The organism is Paenibacillus sp. Y951 (assembly GCF_056786395.1).
Map to the genome: position 1 here is coordinate 167268 of NZ_JBXCIY010000001.1, position 17762 is coordinate 185029.

A 17762-nucleotide genomic window follows, 5' to 3' on the forward strand; every position below is an offset into this window, starting at 1 on the left:
CGGCCAAATGGATGGCAGAGATTGGAGCCTATTTTTGCAGCCGTACGAGCAAGCGGTTGAAGAGTTGAAGGTAAAACTGAAAACGATGAGATCAGAATTAAAGGCTAGAGAGGATTACACGCCAATTGAATTCGTTACGGGACGTGTGAAAAGAATTTCTAGCATTCTCGATAAAGCAAAGCTATTGAATGTTAGTGAAGATCGACTGCATCTTGGAATAGAGGATATAGCAGGAATTCGTATTATGTGTCAGTTCGTAGATGATATTTATCGAGTAGCATCACTTATTCGTACGCGTAAAGATTTGAAATTAGTATATGAAAAAGATTATATTACTAATTATAAGGAAAGTGGTTATCGTAGCTACCACATGATTATAGAATATCCAGTGCAAACTGCGCTCGGACATACTCTTATATTAGCTGAAATTCAAATACGTACATTAGCCATGAATTTTTGGGCGACAATTGAGCATTCCTTGAATTATAAATATAAAAAGGCATTGCCTGAAGAAGTTCAACAACGTCTGCAAAAAGCAGCAGAAGCCGCATCTCAGCTAGATAATGAGATGACTAGTATTCGTAAGGAAATTTTGGATGCTCAGACGACTTTTGAAGATAATTCGAATGTCGTATCGTCCATACTTTGGGGCATTCAAAAATTATATACATTCCACGAGGTACGCTTAGCTGCGCAATATCAGCATAAGTTCAATGAATACTATGATATCGAAGATTATTGGGCATTAGAACAGCTATCGCTAGATCTTGCAGCAGAAATCGCGAAGGCCAAAAAGAATCAAAATCCATAATCTTTCCTGTTCGCTCATTATGCGAACAGAATTTGCTATGTTATATAAGAAAAAGCACCGCTTTGGCCAATATGGCTGAGGCGGTGCTTACTTTTCGTTATGGTTGCTTATATTTTACGTTAATCGCTTGCTTAATTTCGTCTAATGAACTACCGCTGTCCGACATTTCTATGACCATTTCCATCTCATGCTTACATACTCCACATGTTGTACTATGATCAGTCCATGTCACCGATCCGTCATCGGCAGGATGCTCCGCCCAATAACACCTTAGAAGTGAATCATGTGCCTCATCTGTCTCAGTACCGTCCATACAGCCACAATAGCAAGGAAGATCACCCATCATATGGGCATGTTCTCCAACATGACTATATAACTCAGAAGTAAGTTCTGTATGATTACTTAGGAAAGTAGGTAGTTCATCTGTTGCAGCGGTTGTTTCCCATGTTTCTGATCCAACCGTATGAATATGCTCTTCCTTGTCCATACCGCATGCTGCTAATAATGTAATTAGTGCGAAACCTACTAGAAATAGATACATGAATGAAGATGAATTACTTTCTTTCGATGGTGTGTGATTTGAATTTGTCGTTTGTTCAGTAGTTTCCATTATGAAACCTCTTTACTTATTATATTTTTCGAAAAATGCTTGGAAATCGCTAAGTGTAGCTCCTTCTGGAGAGCCCTCTGCCACGATACCACCTACGAGACGTTCAACTTCAACGCCATCTTCAAAAGCAATAAGTGTTGGTGTATATTCCACACCGTATTTCGCTTGATAGTTAGGGGATTCTAATAAGTTGAATTGCGGTAAGTCCATACCTAATTCATTAACGATGGGCATGATTTTCGGCGTTGTGTCTTTACAGTAATTACAGCTTGCTGAGAACATATAGACAACAAAATCTTCTTTATCCACTATCTTTTGATCTAGTTCTTCGGGTAAAATAATATTCTGGTAATCCGGATCGTTAAGTAATGCACGTGTTGCAGCATTGAGATCACTAGTAGGCTTATTATATAACGGGTTGTCCTTTTCTAGCTTTCCAATTGCAAAAATCCCTACTAGCAGTACTACAATAATTCCGATGTAGACGAATACCATGTTTGATTTTTTTTTCTTTTTATTATTCACTTTATGATTCCCTCCAACGTGTTTTTCAAGTACTTGTAAGTAATAATGTTACTTACTTACTTTTTTATATTATACACGATTTTATACGTAGATGAAATATTTCTACACTATTGGAGGAAACTACATGTACGTTCTCTCCAGAAATGAATTATGAAGCCATATGCTATGGGAATCGTGTATACTTACAATCAGAGGGTATATCTTCATTAGCGGGCTTGAAAGTCGTGCGTGCTGGCTGGTATATCGGCGAACTGAAAATGAAGGTTCGTACCTTCTCATCCACTAGCAATGGGGATACGCAAACAGGAAGCGATTAGAAGTGTTAACTTTGAAAGTGCTGCTGATTTGTTACCCCGTTATTTGAAAGGTGAAACGATATTTATTCAATCAGATCAGCTCACAATAAAGGATGGGGCCAAACAAAATGGCTACGTATTGATTTGTTTAGATCATTGTCCTGTAGGGTTTGGTAAATATGTAGATGGTATGATTAAAAATGAACTTCCAACAGGATGGAGACTGATATAGTGTTAGAAAAATTAAGAATAGACAAGCTACTTTCTCATGCAGGCTACGGTACGCGTAGTGAAATCAAAAAGGCAGTAAAAGCAGGTCGTGTATTCATTGATGGTGTGAAAGTTAAAGATAGTGGGATTATAGTTCAACCCAATACTCAAATGATAAAATTTGATGAAGAGCAGGTACAATATCGCTCAACAATTTATCTTATGTTGAACAAGCCTCAAGGGGTTATCTCAGCGACTGAAGATGGTCGCGAACGAACTGTAATTGATTTGTTGTTACCAGTAGATAAGCTGTTAAGTCCTTTTCCTGTAGGTCGTTTGGATAAAGACACGACAGGATTACTATTGCTAACGAATGATGGCCAGTTAGCCCATGAGCTACTGTCTCCGAAAAAACATGTAAATAAGACATATGAGGCTTTAGTGCTGGGGGAAGTTACTGAGGCAGACAAGATCGCTTTCGAGCAAGGTGTAACGTTTGATGATGGCTACGTGACTAAGCCTGCACAACTTACGATCCTCGATGGGTCACTGACTGATGAAGGACAATGTACTAGAATTCAGCTTACAATTACAGAAGGGAAATTTCATCAAGTAAAGCGAATGTTTCGGGCTGTAGGTAAGCAAGTATTAACTTTAAAACGATTGAGTATGGGACCATTATTATTAGACGAAAACTTACCTTTAGGTCAATATCGTGAACTAACGGATCAAGAAGTAGATTTACTCAGGCAGCATCGTGGAATAGGGAAATAATTTATGTCAAATATAGTTCCCATTTATTTGACATAAATTATAAATTAGTCGATAATTGTTAAGTGATATTGCTTAAAAGTAAATCGAGATACTTTGATGGTGCTAGAGTAATAGAAGGAAGGACTATAGTAATGAATTCAAGTTTGACAAAAAAGAATAGTATGATCCCTGAACTTTCGATAGTGAGAGCGATAGCGATTATTGGAGTATTATCCGTTCACTCGACATCGGTTGCGGTAAGTACTGGAATGATAGATTCTAATTTGTTTTTTCTATACAATTTCGCTAATATCTTTTTGAAATTTGGTACTACAACCTTTATTTTCTTAAGTAGTTTTGTTTTATTTTATAATTATTACTCAAGACCGATTACAAAGCAGTTAATAGGAAGCTTTTACAAAAAGAGAATGCTATATATTATTGTTCCATATATCGTATTTTCACTGTTTTATTTCTTCCTTAAATACTATCTTGGCTCAGCGGACCTTTCGATTGGTGAACTATTAACTAAGCTAGGGAATCAATTACTTAATGGAAATGCTCATGCTCATTTGTACTTTGTCTTTATAAGTATTCAATTTTATATTATGTTTCCACTTTTTCTATGGATTTTTCAGAAGAAACCGAAACTTACTAAATGGCTAATTGTAATTGGGATTCTCATCCAATGGAGCTTCATACTTATTAATAAGTATGGGTTGGAAACGCCAGTGCTTAGAAGAGGTAGCTGGTCATTGAGCTATTTCTCTTATTATTTCATGGGTGCATACATTGGAATCTACTTTAATGAGTTAAAACGATGGATCTTCGTAGCGAAGGATAACGTCACAAAAAAACGACTAACGATCTGGATTTCTACACTGTGTCTATGGCTAATTGCAGGACTATATCACGTCTATATTTACTATCAAATTCGTCAACATTCAACTAGATATAATACGACATGGATGGATTTCGTATGGAATGCACATGCACTATTAACAGCTATTGTGTTGCTACAACTCGCTTTTATATTGTACCGCAAGCTACCAAGTTTTATACGAGGATTCGTTACCCAATTGGGAGACTTTTCATTCGGGATTTATCTTTTCCACCCGTTCTTATTATTGATTTATCGTAAAATACCTCCAGTAACAGGTAATATCTATGTTCATCATCTTTGGTATTTAGGTGGATTTATAGTAGCATTAGTAGGATCATGGGTGATAGTTAGCTTATTCGCTAGATTTGTTCCGCATCATTGGATAGTGTTCGGCAAGTTACCGAAGATCAAACGTAAGAAGACCTTGATAGAGAAAGAACAAGGAGTTCAATTATAGAAAAGAATATGGAGTGGAGAGCATTGAGTAAACGGAAAATATCGATTATTGTTCTTATTGTCGCAATTGTAATTGTTTGTATTCCAAGTGTTTATGCTAGTCAAATGAAAAAGGATAAAATATATTATAAAAACAAAGTTATTGTCCTTATGTATCATCATATTGATAGAACAGAAAGCGGAGCAACGATTTCACCAGCTAGATTTGGCACTCATATGAAATTACTAGCTGAGAAGGGCTATAATGTTATTAGCATTGAGCAATTTGCTGAATTTATGAAGAAGAAGGAAAAAGTACCTAATAACGCGGTAGTTATTACATTTGATGATGGCTATGATAGTTTCCGTCAATACGCGGTGCCTATTATGGATAAATATAATATGGTAGCAACTCACTTCATTATTGGTAAAAGTTCTGATCTGCATAATGTCAAAACTGCTCACTTGACGTGGGAAGATATGCGGGATATGAAACAGGCTGGCCATAGCTTCTATAGTCATACATATGACCTCCATGATTACGGTCCACTTAATGAAGATGCAAGTAAAACAGGTCCAAAGCTATCTAATCCTTTATACTTAGCGGATAAAGGAAGAGTAGAGACAGATCAGGAATATCTAGCACGTATAACTGAAGATTTATCACTGATTGAGAACCGTTTGAAAGAAGAGTTGAATAATGAGTATCAGATAATTGCCTTCCCTTTTGGTTCATTTAATGAAAAATCCAAAAAGGTACTGTCTGATCTTGGTGTCTCATTATTCTTGACGACTCGTCCAGGAATTAATAAGCCTGGAAGCGACGAAGTATATCGTATCAATGCTGGAACACCGAAATTGACAGCGAACAAGTTTTTAGAAAGACTTAAAGAATTTCACAACTAATTATCAGTAATGATGTACGTTAAAAACAGTCTAATGCGGAGGATTATCCTTGAGCGTTAGACTGTTTTTGTTGTTGGGATACGATGCTTAATACTTCTGCGGCAAAAAAATCTAGTAAAGTAGGAATATATTAGAATCTGAACGCATTAAATATAAGAGATTCACCACTGAATCAGTGTGGATACTACTTATACATGTGGAGGAAAATATAATGGCAAAAAATAAACGAGGAAAATTATTATATAAACAACCTCAACGCAGTCGAGGTATTTGTCCGATTTGTCTAGCTACGAGAATAAAGCTACTTGAGACTCAGAAAAAATCAGACGGTACAGTGCTTAAAGTGTGTAAACGTTGTGTGCATGCATCCCAAGCTAGAGTGGAAGCTGCGCTAGATGTGACTGCTCCAATTGCATTCCGCAGAAGACATAAGACAGTATTTCATCAGTTGAAAGCGCAGTAATCAACATAAGCATTAAAGAACTAATCACTTTAATGGAAATATAAAGCGGGCTATCCTATCGTCATGACAAATGATGGGGTAGCCCGCTTTAAGTTGAAACCTATATTAGTGGATAAATTTGAAGTTTATTCCAAATGGATGATCTAGATCATGAAGTTACGTAATAATGGTCCAATTGTTCTCAACATGGGCATGAATAACTGGATGCTCTCGTAAGTAAGTAGCGATCACTTCTGTCATATCAATCTGCATATCAGAAATAACAGGACAGCTTGAAAAATAAGGGAAGTTTCCTGCTCCTGTAGCACGATAATTATTCATGACTACGTGGAAGATTTCCATAGGTTCAATCGGAAGTTCGTTAATTGTAGCTTGAACAATTCTAGAACCAATCGGCTTCGATATATCTATCGTATAGTTAATCCCTTCCCACATATCATAATTGTAAGGTTGTGCTTTAGGGTAAAGGAATGAAGGAGCTACAGTAATTTCCCCATTTTCCAATGAGAAATAGGAAGCACATTGCTCTAAAGCTAATAATAACTTTTCCCCTGTCACAGCAAGAACTTTAAGTGTGTTCGGATATATATAATTTGTTACAATATCACGCATTGTAACAATTGGCTTAAAGCCACCTGGTTGATCGTGAAATAATGAAGTGCAAGAGATTGGAGCACCTGTAACATCCATTTGAAGCTGTTGAAGAAACTGTACGTATGGATGCTTATGAATTCGTACATCCAATGCATTCTCATAGAGCATAATTCCTTGAACAGTAGCAATTGGTTCGTCGAGCCATTGTTCTGTCACATTATGCAAGTCAATTACTGAAGCTACAACTTTAGGATGAAGATGGTCGTATTCATCAATCGATATTAAAGTCGGTTCATGATGAATTTGAATAACTTTATCTTTCTCGATCGTCAAATCTAACATAATCCGACCTACTTTTACCGCTCTCGATCCAGGCTGCACAATTGATTTTCCATAAGCTTTTGTGCTAATCTCACGATGTTGGTGTCCAGTAATTAATATATCAAAATCAAGTTGTTGCAACATCTGAAAGCCTTGATTCTCGCCAGAATCAGTTTCCTCTAATTCTCCGGTCTCTAATGAATGTGAAAACCCACCGTGATAACTAATAACCGATACATGTACTTTTTCTTGCTCCTTCATAACCCCAAGCCAATAAGTCACTGATGACAACGCATCATCAATTTGCAGTCCTGTTAAATGAGCAGGATCTTCCCAAGTCGTAATGAAATGTGTCGTTACGCCAACGACTCCAATACGTACGCCATCAACTACAAATATTTGATAAGGCTTAACCCAATTTGTGCCATCCTCGTTTCTAATATTACAGCTGAGCCAAGGGAATTTTGATTGTTCAATGATGCGATTTAAATTATCCATTCCATAATTGAATTCATGATTTCCGAATATTGCTGCATCGTAATCAAGTTCATTGACAGCTTGAATAATTGGATTGGATTCTAACGGGCGATAAGCTTGTTGGAAATAGGTAAGTGGACTTCCCTGAATAAGATCACCGTTATCAATCAATATGGTTGGATAGGAGGAACGTAGCTCTTCTATTCGGGTGGCTAATTGAGCAAGACCAAGTGGCTCATGCACACCACGGTATGCTGTAGGCATCATATATCCATGAACATCACTTGTAACGAGTAATTGAATCTTGTGTGACGACATTCGTTCACCTCTTAGTTCTTTATTGAATATGAAATGTTCTTCTAATTATAAGATCTAAAGTTGATCACACCTTAATTTTACAAAAAAATATTATTTATTATGAATGTCCTAATATTAATCAAAAATTAAGATGGGGATGACATTCCGCTTACAAATAATTGTTATATTACTCTAGTATTAGAAAACTAGGAGGGAAATATCGATGAGAAAATTAGGAATCGGATTAAGCTTATTAATGATTATTGTATTGTTAGCGGCATGTGGGGGCAATAACAACGGAACTGCTACAAATGGAGGAAAAGACAAAAAAATAGATAAGCTATCTATAAGCTTCGTTCCTTCTCGCGATCCACAAGAAATCATTACGGCAACTGAGCCTTTGAAAGAATTATTGAAAACGGAACTTACCGCACAAGGTTATGAAGTAGGGACGGTGGATATTACAGTAGGAACGAACTACGAGGCTGTAGGAGAAGCGTTATCCGCTGGAACGACAGATGTAGGATTAATTCCCGGCGGTACTTACGTGCTTTATGATGACGGTGCAGAAGTAATTCTCACTGCAACACGTGCCGGACTAAATAATGATTCAGATAATCCGGTAGATTGGAATAAAAACGAACCGACAGAAGGAACAGAAGTACAAGCTACTTCCTATCGCGCGTTATTAATCGCTGGTCCTTCAGAAAAAGGTCAAGCATTAGCGGCAAAAGTTAATGCTGGAACAGCTTTAACTTTTGAAGATTTGAATGATGTCTCATGGAATGTTATGTCTTCATCTTCTCCTGCTGGTTACATTTATCCGGCACTATGGTTGCAGGAAAACTTTGATAAAACGATTACTGATCTTTCTAAAGTTGTCCAAGCAGATTCATATGCAAATGCATTTGCCCGATTAGCTCTAGGCCAAACAGATGTAATGGTCACTTATGCGGATGCTAGACGTGACTATGTTGACACATGGAATTTAGAATATAATCGCAAGGCATCGATATGGGAAGAAACTGATCTAATAGGGGTAATGCCGGCGATTTATAATGACACAATTAGTGTAAGTAAAAACTCGGCAATTATGAATGATGATCTAAAGGCAGCACTACAACAAGCATTTATTAATATCGGTAATTCGGAAGCAGGGAAAGAAGTCATTGCGATCTATAGCCATGGTGGATATCAGATTGCAAAAGATAGTGATTACGACAATGAGCGAAAAGCACAAGAGCTTGTACAACAATTGCAGTAGTAGGATCTATTAACTTAATACTAGGGGGAAATGAGAACGATACTATATGTTCTCATTTTTTCAATGATTGGAGAGTCAAATAATGATCCAATTTGATCATGTTAACAAGCAATATCCGAATGGCTACCAAGCGTTAAAAGACATAAATCTATCCATCGAACAAGGAGAATTCGTAGCCATAATCGGATTATCTGGCGCAGGGAAATCTACATTGTTACGTTGCATAAATCGTATGCATCACATTACGGATGGTTCTTTGAAAGTGAACGGTACGGAAATAAAGCAGCTTAAAGGAATAGAAATTCGTAAGTTAAGACGTAGTATCGGCATGATTTTTCAATCTTTTAATTTAGTGACTAGAATTTCAGTAATCAAAAATGTGTTGGTAGCTTTTGTTCCTGAGATATCTTGGTGGAGAAAACTTCTTGGCGTATTTAGAGAGGAAGAGAAAAAGAAGGCTTTGATGGCTTTAGACCGGGTGTCTATACTTGATAAAGCTTTCGTCCGAGTAGACCAGCTATCAGGTGGGCAACAGCAACGAGTTGCACTTGCAAGAACGTTAGCACAGCATCCGAGTATTATACTTGCTGACGAGCCAGTCGCATCATTAGACCCGATCACTGCCCATCAAGTCATGGATGATTTCAAAAGAATCAATGAAGAGATGAATATGACCATACTTATTAATATTCACCATGTTGATTTAGCGCTTGCTTATGCGTCTCGTGTCATTGGTATTCGCGCAGGTCAAGTCGTATTTGACGGAACTGCTTCAGAGGTGAATGATGAGGTGTTGCAATATATTTATAACGGGAAAGTTGAGGAGGGGGCTTAGCATAGCATGCAAAGTAGTAAGTTGTTAACTAGAACGATTACTTTACCTAATGGAAAAGTCGTATATGAACGTCGTTCATTATTTCTATTATATCTCATTGTTTCGTTAGTTCTGATCTATTACTCGATTCAATTAACAGGCTTTAATATGGAGATTTTATTGAGGAGAATTCATGAATTTTTTGTTATTCTTCGAGATATGATTCCACCGACTTGGGGGTATATGCCACAATTATGGACACCACTTATTGCAACGATCAAGATGTCACTTTTTGGCTCACTACTGGGTTCATTATGTGCTCTGCCACTTGCAATATTAGCTTCAAGCAATATTAATGGTCTGAAGTGGCTATCAATAACGATGAAGTTCATACTCAGTTTGCTACGGACTCTTCCTACATTAGTCGTTGCATTGATTGCTACATTCGTATTTGGACTAGGAACAATGGCAGGTACTGTTGCTATTTTTCTATTCTCTATCGCTTATGTAGGGAAATTATTATATGAACAAATTGAAAATGCAAATATGGGCGCATATGAAGCGATGCATGCTATGGGGTTAACGACAGTTCAATCGTTCCGTTATGCGATATTTCCACAAGTTCTCCCGAACTATTTGTCTACATCTCTATTCTGCTTTGAAGGCAATGTTCGATATGCGGCAATTCTTGGTTATGTAGGTGCAGGTGGTATTGGATTAATGTTGAAAGAAAGTATAGGGTGGAGAAACTACAGTAACTTGGGGATGATTCTTATTATGCTTGTTATAACAGTATATATTATTGAGTCTATTAGTGAATATTACCGCAAAAAACTGACGTAGGAGAAACGCAATGAATGCGATTGATAAGCAATACTTAAATCGGCCGACGATGACTTGGATGCAAATTGTCTCAACGCTTGTTGTAGTTTTATTATTTCTTTGGTCGACATCAGCAATACAATTGAATAATTTGACGGCGAATGGGCTTGAAATAGCAGAAAATATATTGAAAGGTCTAGTTAATCCAGACCTTGATCTACTTTTTAACTTCACGCAAAAAGGTGTCCCATATTTGTTGCTGGAGACGATGGCAATTGCTTTACTTGGTACGATTGTTGGGGGCGTACTAGCGATACCACTTGCGTTTCTATCAGCATCTAATATCGTTCCCAAGCCAATATCCATTATTGTTCGATTTATATTAATAATCATTAGAACGATACCTGCAATTGTGTACGGACTTATGTTCATTCGTGTTACAGGTCCAGGTCCGTTTACAGGTGTACTTACTATGTCACTGACAAGTATCGGTATGCTCTCTAAATTATATGTTGACGTTATAGAGGATCTTGATACTTCAGTATTAGAATCAATGGAATCAATCGGCTGTACGACCATTGAAAAAATAAGGTTCGGCATTATTCCGCAGCTAACAGCGATGTTTCTATCTATCTTTATATATCGCTATGATATGAATTTACGGGATGCAGCGATACTCGGAATAGTAGGAGCGGGTGGTATCGGAGCTCCTTTAATTTTTGCTATGAATTCATATCGTTGGTCTGAAGCTGGCTCAATACTCATTGGCCTAATGATACTGATTCTAATTATTGAAATGATATCTAATAAAATAAGAACAAAACTAGTCCAAGGCTAGTTAACTTAATGCGCCCTTACGATTTCATGGAATGTATCAATTCTACATGAAATTGTAAGGGCGTATTTGCATTATGGGTCTCTTTATGATTCTATTTGCATGGTTCCGTAGACAAGAACGAGTGTTTTTTGTGTTTGGCTTATTGCTGAATGGTATAAGCAGCAATTTTCTGAAAAAGTTTTGGTCGTAACGACATATGTTATATCAGCATTAATGATAGTTACTTTTTTTACAAAGCCAGTATTTTTTCAAGTGCTTTACTTTAACGTATTATATATTGGTATTGCTTTAGTAGCTTATTTTATCGTGTTAATTATGAGAGGATTCTTCACTGGTAGTAAGCGTGATTTTGTTAATATGGTAGGATTAATTCTTGTAAGTGCAGGTTCATTGAACGATTCCTTAATTCAACTTAATGAAACACTAGATGAAACGGTTAATCGTCGAACGGAGGAATTGCAGAAAGCGAATGAATTGTTAGAGAAGCAAGCGTTGCACGATGGCTTGACTGTTATCTATAATCGACATCGCTTTAGCCACACAAAATAATAGGGATGCCTTCTCACTCTTCATTACGAAGCTTGAGAAGGCATCCCTATTTGTATTATTTATTTACGGCGAGTGCCGCTACTTCTTGAACTGCTTCTACCGCCAGAACGTCCACCGCTTGAACGATTGCTACTAGAGCTATCACCGCGCGAGCTAGTGCTGTTACGAGAAGAACCATATGATTTGCCACCAGAAGGCTTAATACCTTGAGCAAGCTCTAGATCAGATTTTGAAATGCCCCAAGGGTTAGTATTGTCTTTGGCTCTTGGCTTAGACGCTTCAGAAGAGGCTGATGCAGAAACCGGGCGAGGGAATACTTTACCACTCCGTTCCGCTGGTCCTTTGCTATTGCGCTCAGCAGATCCTCTGCCAGTGCGTTCTGAAGATCCTTTACCGCCTTTGTTGAAGCGATTAGAATCGTTTCCATTACTACGACCTCTAGACTCATAGCCGCTACCAGGTTTGCTCTTTCTATTACGGTCACGAGAGCCTTGACGATCTTCGCTATATTGACGCGGAGCAACTTCAAGTCCATCAACTCTACGAAGTGGTAATCGAGCTGAAATACCACGTTCGATCGCTTCAAGCTTCAATCTATCATGTTGTGTTACGAAAGTAATGGCAGTGCCAGTATGACCAGCACGACCAGTACGACCGATACGATGAATATAACTTTCAGCATCTAGTGGAATATCGTAGTTGTATACATGAGATACACCTTCAACGTCTAGTCCACGAGCAGCAACATCAGTAGCTACTAATATTTGCAGTTTCATATCGCGGAACTTCTTCATAACTTGTTCACGCTTCGCTTGTGTCAAATCACCATGTAACTCATCTGCATTATAGCCTGCATCCTGCAAAGCTTCTGTGAGCTTTTTGGCACGAAGCTTCGTACGGCAAAATATAACTGCAAGAAAAGGACTGGCCGTTTGTAATAGATGTAGAAGAGCATCCTGCTTCTCGCGATCTGTTGTTTCGATAGCACGCTGCTTAATGTTATCAAGCGTTACGCGCTCTGATTTAATATGAACGTTGATAGCATTTTTCGAATATTGTACCGCTAATTTGCGAATTGCTTCTGGCATAGTTGCCGAGAATAGCATCGTTTGTCTTGCTTTTGGCGTCTGCATAATAATGGACTCTACCTCAGGAAGGAAACCCATATGAAGCATTTGATCGGCCTCATCCAGTACAAGGTGAGAAATTTTACCGATATTGATACTACCTCTTCGCATATGGTCCATTAGTCGTCCAGGTGTTGCAACGATAATATGAGGTGCGTTTTTCAGTCTTTTTACTTGAGCGGCAACATCTTGTCCACCGTAACAAGCAAGTACAGTAGAGCCAATGCTGCTCGCAAGTTTTTTAACTTCGGCAGTAATTTGAATAGCTAATTCACGTGTTGGTGTAAGAATTAATGCTTGGACATGATCCTTGTCGGGGCGGATCAACTGTAGAATAGGAAGTGTGAAAGCTAATGTTTTTCCTGTTCCTGTTTGTGCTTGGGCAATCATATCTATACCATTGAGTAGTTCAGGTATAGCAGTCTTTTGGATAGGAGTCGGCTCGATAATTCCTTGTAGCTTTAACTGCTCCGCAAGCTGCTCTGCTACTCCTAATTGGGTAAATGAATTTGTCATTAATTGATATCCTCATTTCTACTTATCTTTTGATAGTATACCAGTTGTAATCAAGAAGTGCATCATATGCTTTCATATGGTATGCTAAACTATAGGGATTTTTATGCGAATAATAAGAATCGACAGATTTAATGAGTAACTTTTCTGTTTTTTTGAAGTATTATTGTAGGTGGAGAAGAGTATCAAGAGGCGATGAAAAGTTAGCTATATGCTTCCGTAGTGACTTTTCATTACAAGAAGAGTATCAAGAGGCGATGAAAAGTTAGCTATATGCTTCCGTAGTGACTTTTCATTACAAGAAGAGTATCAAGAGGCGATGAAAAGTTGTAGGAGGCGTTATGTATCGCTTTTGGTATTACCAGAGCTGAATTAGAAGGCTGGAAAGCGGCTGTTGAACAAGGTCATATCGCGTATTTGACGCATTATTGGCTAGATGAAAGATTTCCTGAAGCGCGAACGGTTACGAAGGTTGGCTGTAAGGACATTTCCAAATTAGTCGCTTGGTGTGAGCATTTTCAATTGAATCCGCTATACATTCATTATAGAGACCGCTACCCGCATTTTGATTTAGTTGGACCGTATCAGTATGAGGTGTTGAAAGCCGTTGGATTGCATGATCATATTTCCCGTTTTCATCTACATAAGAGCAATGAATAAAATGTGGAAAATAAAATTGGAAAGTTTGGTGTAGCATATGTTCTACCGAATCTCTCAAGTGGCCTTAGTAGCAGTGCTTACCTGTTTGGCGGGAATTAACTATACGTGGTATTCATGGTTTGATTATATGCTTTTAGGTATAGGTAAAGGCTTTTTATTACAAAGCTTAACGATATGGGGCTATGCCTCAATAGTGCTTGGAATTCTAGTGTTTGGGACATTGGCGTTTCGTAAGGTGATTAATGTTATTATGATCGATAAGCCATTAGAAATATTTATGGCGATTATATTTGTTATTCAATTGCCAATATTAAGCTTATGGTTTATGGCTGTAATTATGCAAGGGGCAGAAGCTTTAATCGGAGTAGTGGTACATTCTACTTTATTAATAATGATTGGATACAGGTTTTTGACAAGTCACCGTACACCTCGAAAACAGAAAGATCAGCAACAAGAAGAGGCAAGCGACTTGACACTATAGTATTCGATTTATATAATCAGATTATCTGTAAATATGTAATGCGTAGATGAGGAGTAGTACAATCGATATCAAGATCCCAGAGAGCCGGCAGTTGGTGCAAGTCGGTACTTGATCGAACGGAACTCGCCTCGGAGCAGTGTATGAATGTGATCTATAAATACACCGTATACCTGCGATAAAGGTGAAAAGTGAGTAGTAGATCAAGTAGATCACTACTAACTAGGGTGGTACCACGTGAGCATATCCTCTCGTCCCTAGCGTTAATCCGCTAGGGATGAGAGGATTTTTTTATAGAAGATGCTTCAAAAAGCGGATTTTGATAACGATGGTTATGCTGACGTAGCGTATTCGGCATCGCATCTGAAACGAACTTGGAAAGTACGGTTCGCGTGTACGTAGTAATGTACACTTGCGCTTCCGTCTTTCTCAAGTAACGTTCCACCTGCTCGGTTCTGAAAGCCCACTTTTTGAAGCTTCCATTGAAGCCTCGTGCTAAGGCTGGTCGCTTGTGTACTCGTGCCGTACACCTTGCTGGGTATTGCTTTGTTGACTGAAAAGATACGTTATAAACAAAAAGATTAGCGAATGCTTGCGATGTAACTTTTCATTAACTGAGAAGTTACATCGTGAAGACAATGAAAAGTTTTAGGAGGAATTCACAATGAATACAGAGCAATCACGTAATGGATATAGTCCGTTAACGATTGAACCAAAGTGGCAACAATATTGGGATGCCAATAAAACATTTAAGACGGGTGAAGATAAAGATAAGCCTAAGTTCTATGCACTAGATATGTTCCCTTATCCATCAGGATCAGGTCTACATGTAGGGCATCCTGAAGGTTACACGGCGACAGACATTATGTCTCGCTACAAAAGAATGCAAGGCTATAACGTCCTTCATCCAATGGGCTGGGATGCATTCGGCTTACCTGCTGAGCAACATGCTTTAGATACTGGCCAACATCCTCGCGATATTACGTTTGTAAATATCGATAATTTCCGTCGTCAGATCAAATCTCTAGGCTTTTCGTATGACTGGGATCGTGAGATTAGTACTACGGATCCTGAATATTACAAGTGGACACAATGGATTTTCATCCAACTTTACAATCGTGGTCTGGCTTATGTTGCAGAAGTTCCAGTTAACTGGTGCGAAGCGCTTGGTACGGTTCTAGCCAACGAAGAAGTTATCGATGGTCTGAGCGAACGTGGTAATCATCCAGTTGTTCGTAAGCCAATGCGTCAATGGGTATTGAGAATTACAGAATATGCTGAACGTTTACTTGAAGATCTTGAAGAGCTTGATTGGACGGAAAGTATTAAAGATATGCAGCGTAACTGGATTGGTAAGTCTACTGGTGCGGAAGTGACTTTCCCAATTGAAGGCTACGATGAATCACTAGTTGTATTTACAACTCGTCCAGATACATTATTCGGTGCAACGTATTGCGTATTAGCACCAGAACATGAGTTAGTTGCTCAAATTACTTCTGCTGAGCAACAAGATGCAGTTAAAACGTATCAAGAGCTAGCTTCGCGTAAGAGCGATCTTGAGCGTACAGATCTTGCCAAAGAAAAAAGCGGTGTATTTACGGGGGCATATGCAGTAAACCCTGTGAATGGAGCTAAAGCTCCGATCTGGATTGCTGATTATGTTCTTGCAGGATATGGTACTGGTGCAATTATGGCTGTTCCTGGTCATGATGCTCGTGACTATGAATTTGCCAAACAATTTGACCTTCCGATTATCGAAGTTGTATCTGGTGGCAATGTAGCTGAAGAAGCTTATGCTGGCGATGGTCCACATGTTAACTCTGATTTCTTGAATGGTCTTAACAATGCGGATGCGATGGCGGCAATGATCAAGTTCCTTGAAGAGCATGGTAAAGGGGCAGCAAAAGTAACGTATCGTCTACGTGATTGGTTGTTCTCTCGTCAACGTTATTGGGGAGAGCCGATTCCAATTCTTCACCTTGAAGATGGCACGATGAAAACTGTTCCTGAAGATCAATTACCATTATTGCTTCCAGATATGGATGCAATTAAACCATCAGGTACTGGTGAGTCACCACTTGCTAACGTAACGGAATGGGTGAACACGATTGATCCAGAGACAGGTATGAAAGCACGTCGTGAGACGAATACAATGCCTCAATGGGCTGGTAGCTGCTGGTATTACCTTCGTTATATCGATCCGAAGAACAATGAGCAGCTTTGTTCGCCTGAGAAGCAAGCGGAGTGGCTTCCAGTTGATCTATATATCGGTGGCGCTGAGCATGCTGTACTTCACTTGCTGTACGCCCGTTTCTGGCACAAAGTACTATACGATATCGGGATCGTAAATACGAAGGAGCCATTCCAAAAATTGGTTAACCAAGGTATGATCCTTGGTACTAATAATGAGAAAATGTCCAAATCTCGTGGTAATGTTATTAATCCCGATGAGATTGTTAATGAGTATGGGGCAGATACACTACGTATGTACGAAATGTTTATGGGACCGCTAGAAGCAACAAAGCCATGGAGCTCTAATGGTGTTGAAGGCTCTTACCGTTTCTTAGGTCGTGTATGGCGTCTATTCGTAACAGAAGGTGGAGAGCTTAATCCACGTATTTCTGATGATGCGCAAGCTAGTGATGCATTTATGCGTACATGGCATCGCTCGATTAAGAAAATTACTGATGATATGGATCATTTACGTTTCAATACGGCGATTAGCCAAATGATGATTTTCGTTAATGAGGCATATAAAGCAGAAGTTCTACCACGTAAAGCAATGGAAGATTTTGCGCAAATGATTTCACCACTTGCTCCGCATATATCTGAAGAACTATGGGAATTGCTTGGACACACAGGTACAATCACATACCAATCGTGGCCAACCTATGACGCAGCTTGGACTGTTGACCAAGAGGTCGAGATTGTTGTTCAAGTTAACGGTAAAATTGTCGAGCGTCTGTCAATCGCAGCTGATCTTGATCAAGCAGCGATGGAAGCAGAAGCAAAAGCGTTACCGAAAGTTGCAGAACTGATCGAAGGCAAAACGGTTCGTAAAGTTGTTGCAGTAAAAGGTAAGCTTGTTAATATCGTAGCTAATTAGTACAAAAAGA

The 17762-nt window shown here is 38.6% G+C and carries 20 protein-coding genes and 1 other annotated feature; of the genes, 15 read left to right on the forward strand and 5 right to left on the reverse strand.

Features of this window, described 5'->3' with window-relative positions; genetic code table 11:
• The first annotated feature begins 7 nt into the window (after positions 1 to 7).
• On the forward strand, positions 8 to 811 hold the full coding sequence (gene yjbM / locus AC1TPB_RS00875; RefSeq protein ID WP_482063265.1) for a GTP diphosphokinase: 804 nt from the start codon (positions 8 to 10) through the stop codon (positions 809 to 811).
• A gap of 97 nt (positions 812 to 908) precedes the next feature.
• On the opposite strand, the gene AC1TPB_RS00880 is transcribed toward yjbM, so the two are convergent.
• Both AC1TPB_RS00880 and AC1TPB_RS00885 read right to left on the reverse strand, forming a co-directional pair.
• Complete coding sequence (locus AC1TPB_RS00880) at positions 909 to 1421, reverse strand: PCYCGC motif-containing (lipo)protein (protein ID WP_482074763.1); 513 nt, start codon at positions 1419 to 1421, stop codon at positions 909 to 911.
• A 12-nt stretch (positions 1422 to 1433) separates the two neighbouring features.
• Entirely contained in the window at positions 1434 to 1946 is a 513-nt protein-coding gene (locus AC1TPB_RS00885; protein WP_482074764.1) for a thioredoxin family protein, read from the reverse strand.
• A 143-nt stretch (positions 1947 to 2089) separates the two neighbouring features.
• On the opposite strand from AC1TPB_RS00885, the gene AC1TPB_RS00890 reads away from it, so the two are divergent.
• From AC1TPB_RS00890 to AC1TPB_RS00915, 6 genes are all read left to right on the forward strand, one after another.
• Positions 2090 to 2263 (forward strand): RsmF rRNA methyltransferase first C-terminal domain-containing protein, encoded by a 174-nt coding sequence (locus AC1TPB_RS00890; RefSeq protein ID WP_482074765.1) that lies wholly within the window; start codon positions 2090 to 2092, stop codon positions 2261 to 2263.
• A complete protein-coding gene (locus AC1TPB_RS00895; protein ID WP_482074766.1) occupies positions 2235 to 2474 on the forward strand; it encodes a methyltransferase RsmF C-terminal domain-like protein in 240 nt (79 codons plus the stop codon). The genes AC1TPB_RS00890 and AC1TPB_RS00895 overlap by 29 nt, the downstream gene beginning before the upstream one ends.
• Positions 2459 to 3226: a pseudouridine synthase gene (locus AC1TPB_RS00900; protein WP_482074767.1), complete on the forward strand. Its 768-nt coding sequence runs from the start codon at positions 2459 to 2461 to the stop codon at positions 3224 to 3226. Before AC1TPB_RS00895 ends, AC1TPB_RS00900 begins: the two co-directional genes overlap by 16 nt.
• Before the next feature lie 131 nt (positions 3227 to 3357).
• The gene (locus tag AC1TPB_RS00905) at positions 3358 to 4545 is read left to right on the forward strand and encodes an acyltransferase (protein WP_482074768.1); all 1188 of its coding nucleotides are present in this window, start codon (positions 3358 to 3360) and stop codon (positions 4543 to 4545) included.
• A 23-nt stretch (positions 4546 to 4568) separates the two neighbouring features.
• Positions 4569 to 5429, forward strand: coding sequence for a polysaccharide deacetylase family protein (locus AC1TPB_RS00910; RefSeq protein ID WP_482074769.1), 861 nt, complete (start codon positions 4569 to 4571; stop codon positions 5427 to 5429).
• Between the two features lie 211 nt (positions 5430 to 5640).
• A complete protein-coding gene (locus AC1TPB_RS00915; RefSeq protein WP_482074770.1) occupies positions 5641 to 5892 on the forward strand; it encodes a hypothetical protein in 252 nt (83 codons plus the stop codon).
• A gap of 156 nt (positions 5893 to 6048) precedes the next feature.
• Here AC1TPB_RS00915 and AC1TPB_RS00920 read toward each other — a convergent pair whose 3' ends face one another.
• Entirely contained in the window at positions 6049 to 7602 is a 1554-nt protein-coding gene (locus AC1TPB_RS00920) for a bifunctional metallophosphatase/5'-nucleotidase (protein WP_482074771.1), read from the reverse strand.
• 202 nt (positions 7603 to 7804) lie between these two features.
• On the opposite strand from AC1TPB_RS00920, the gene AC1TPB_RS00925 reads away from it, so the two are divergent.
• From AC1TPB_RS00925 to AC1TPB_RS00945, 5 genes are all read left to right on the forward strand, one after another.
• Complete coding sequence (locus tag AC1TPB_RS00925; RefSeq protein WP_482074772.1) at positions 7805 to 8845, forward strand: phosphate/phosphite/phosphonate ABC transporter substrate-binding protein; 1041 nt, start codon at positions 7805 to 7807, stop codon at positions 8843 to 8845.
• Between the two features lie 82 nt (positions 8846 to 8927).
• Positions 8928 to 9680, forward strand: coding sequence for a phosphonate ABC transporter ATP-binding protein (phnC, locus tag AC1TPB_RS00930; protein WP_482074773.1), 753 nt, complete (start codon positions 8928 to 8930; stop codon positions 9678 to 9680).
• 6 nt (positions 9681 to 9686) lie between these two features.
• The gene (gene phnE / locus AC1TPB_RS00935; protein WP_482074774.1) at positions 9687 to 10502 is read left to right on the forward strand and encodes a phosphonate ABC transporter, permease protein PhnE; all 816 of its coding nucleotides are present in this window, start codon (positions 9687 to 9689) and stop codon (positions 10500 to 10502) included.
• Positions 10503 to 10512: 10 nt separating this feature from the next.
• Positions 10513 to 11319 carry a phosphonate ABC transporter, permease protein PhnE gene (gene phnE / locus AC1TPB_RS00940; protein WP_482063277.1) on the forward strand — a complete coding sequence of 269 codons (807 nt, stop codon included), beginning with the start codon at positions 10513 to 10515 and terminating at the stop codon, positions 11317 to 11319.
• Positions 11320 to 11532: 213 nt separating this feature from the next.
• Positions 11533 to 11868, forward strand: coding sequence for a hypothetical protein (locus tag AC1TPB_RS00945; protein WP_482074775.1), 336 nt, complete (start codon positions 11533 to 11535; stop codon positions 11866 to 11868).
• Positions 11869 to 11927: 59 nt separating this feature from the next.
• Here the strand turns inward: AC1TPB_RS00945 and AC1TPB_RS00950 are convergent, their stop codons facing one another.
• Complete coding sequence (locus AC1TPB_RS00950; RefSeq protein WP_482074776.1) at positions 11928 to 13511, reverse strand: DEAD/DEAH box helicase; 1584 nt, start codon at positions 13509 to 13511, stop codon at positions 11928 to 11930.
• 342 nt (positions 13512 to 13853) lie between these two features.
• Between AC1TPB_RS00950 and AC1TPB_RS00955 the strand changes: the two genes are divergently transcribed.
• Positions 13854 to 14168, forward strand: a complete 315-nt coding sequence (locus tag AC1TPB_RS00955) for a hypothetical protein (RefSeq protein ID WP_482075071.1) — start codon at positions 13854 to 13856, stop codon at positions 14166 to 14168.
• Between the two features lie 37 nt (positions 14169 to 14205).
• Positions 14206 to 14649 carry a hypothetical protein gene (locus AC1TPB_RS00960; RefSeq protein ID WP_482074777.1) on the forward strand — a complete coding sequence of 148 codons (444 nt, stop codon included), beginning with the start codon at positions 14206 to 14208 and terminating at the stop codon, positions 14647 to 14649.
• A 34-nt stretch (positions 14650 to 14683) separates the two neighbouring features.
• Positions 14684 to 14908: a binding site (T-box leader), on the forward strand.
• Positions 14909 to 14917: 9 nt separating this feature from the next.
• On the opposite strand, the gene AC1TPB_RS00965 is transcribed toward AC1TPB_RS00960, so the two are convergent.
• Positions 14918 to 15079, reverse strand: a complete 162-nt coding sequence (locus AC1TPB_RS00965) for a hypothetical protein (protein WP_482074778.1) — start codon at positions 15077 to 15079, stop codon at positions 14918 to 14920.
• A gap of 231 nt (positions 15080 to 15310) precedes the next feature.
• Here AC1TPB_RS00965 and leuS point away from each other — a divergent pair, with 231 nt between their 5' ends.
• Entirely contained in the window at positions 15311 to 17752 is a 2442-nt protein-coding gene (gene leuS / locus AC1TPB_RS00970; protein ID WP_482074779.1) for a leucine--tRNA ligase, read from the forward strand.
• The last annotated feature ends 10 nt before the right edge of the window (positions 17753 to 17762 follow it).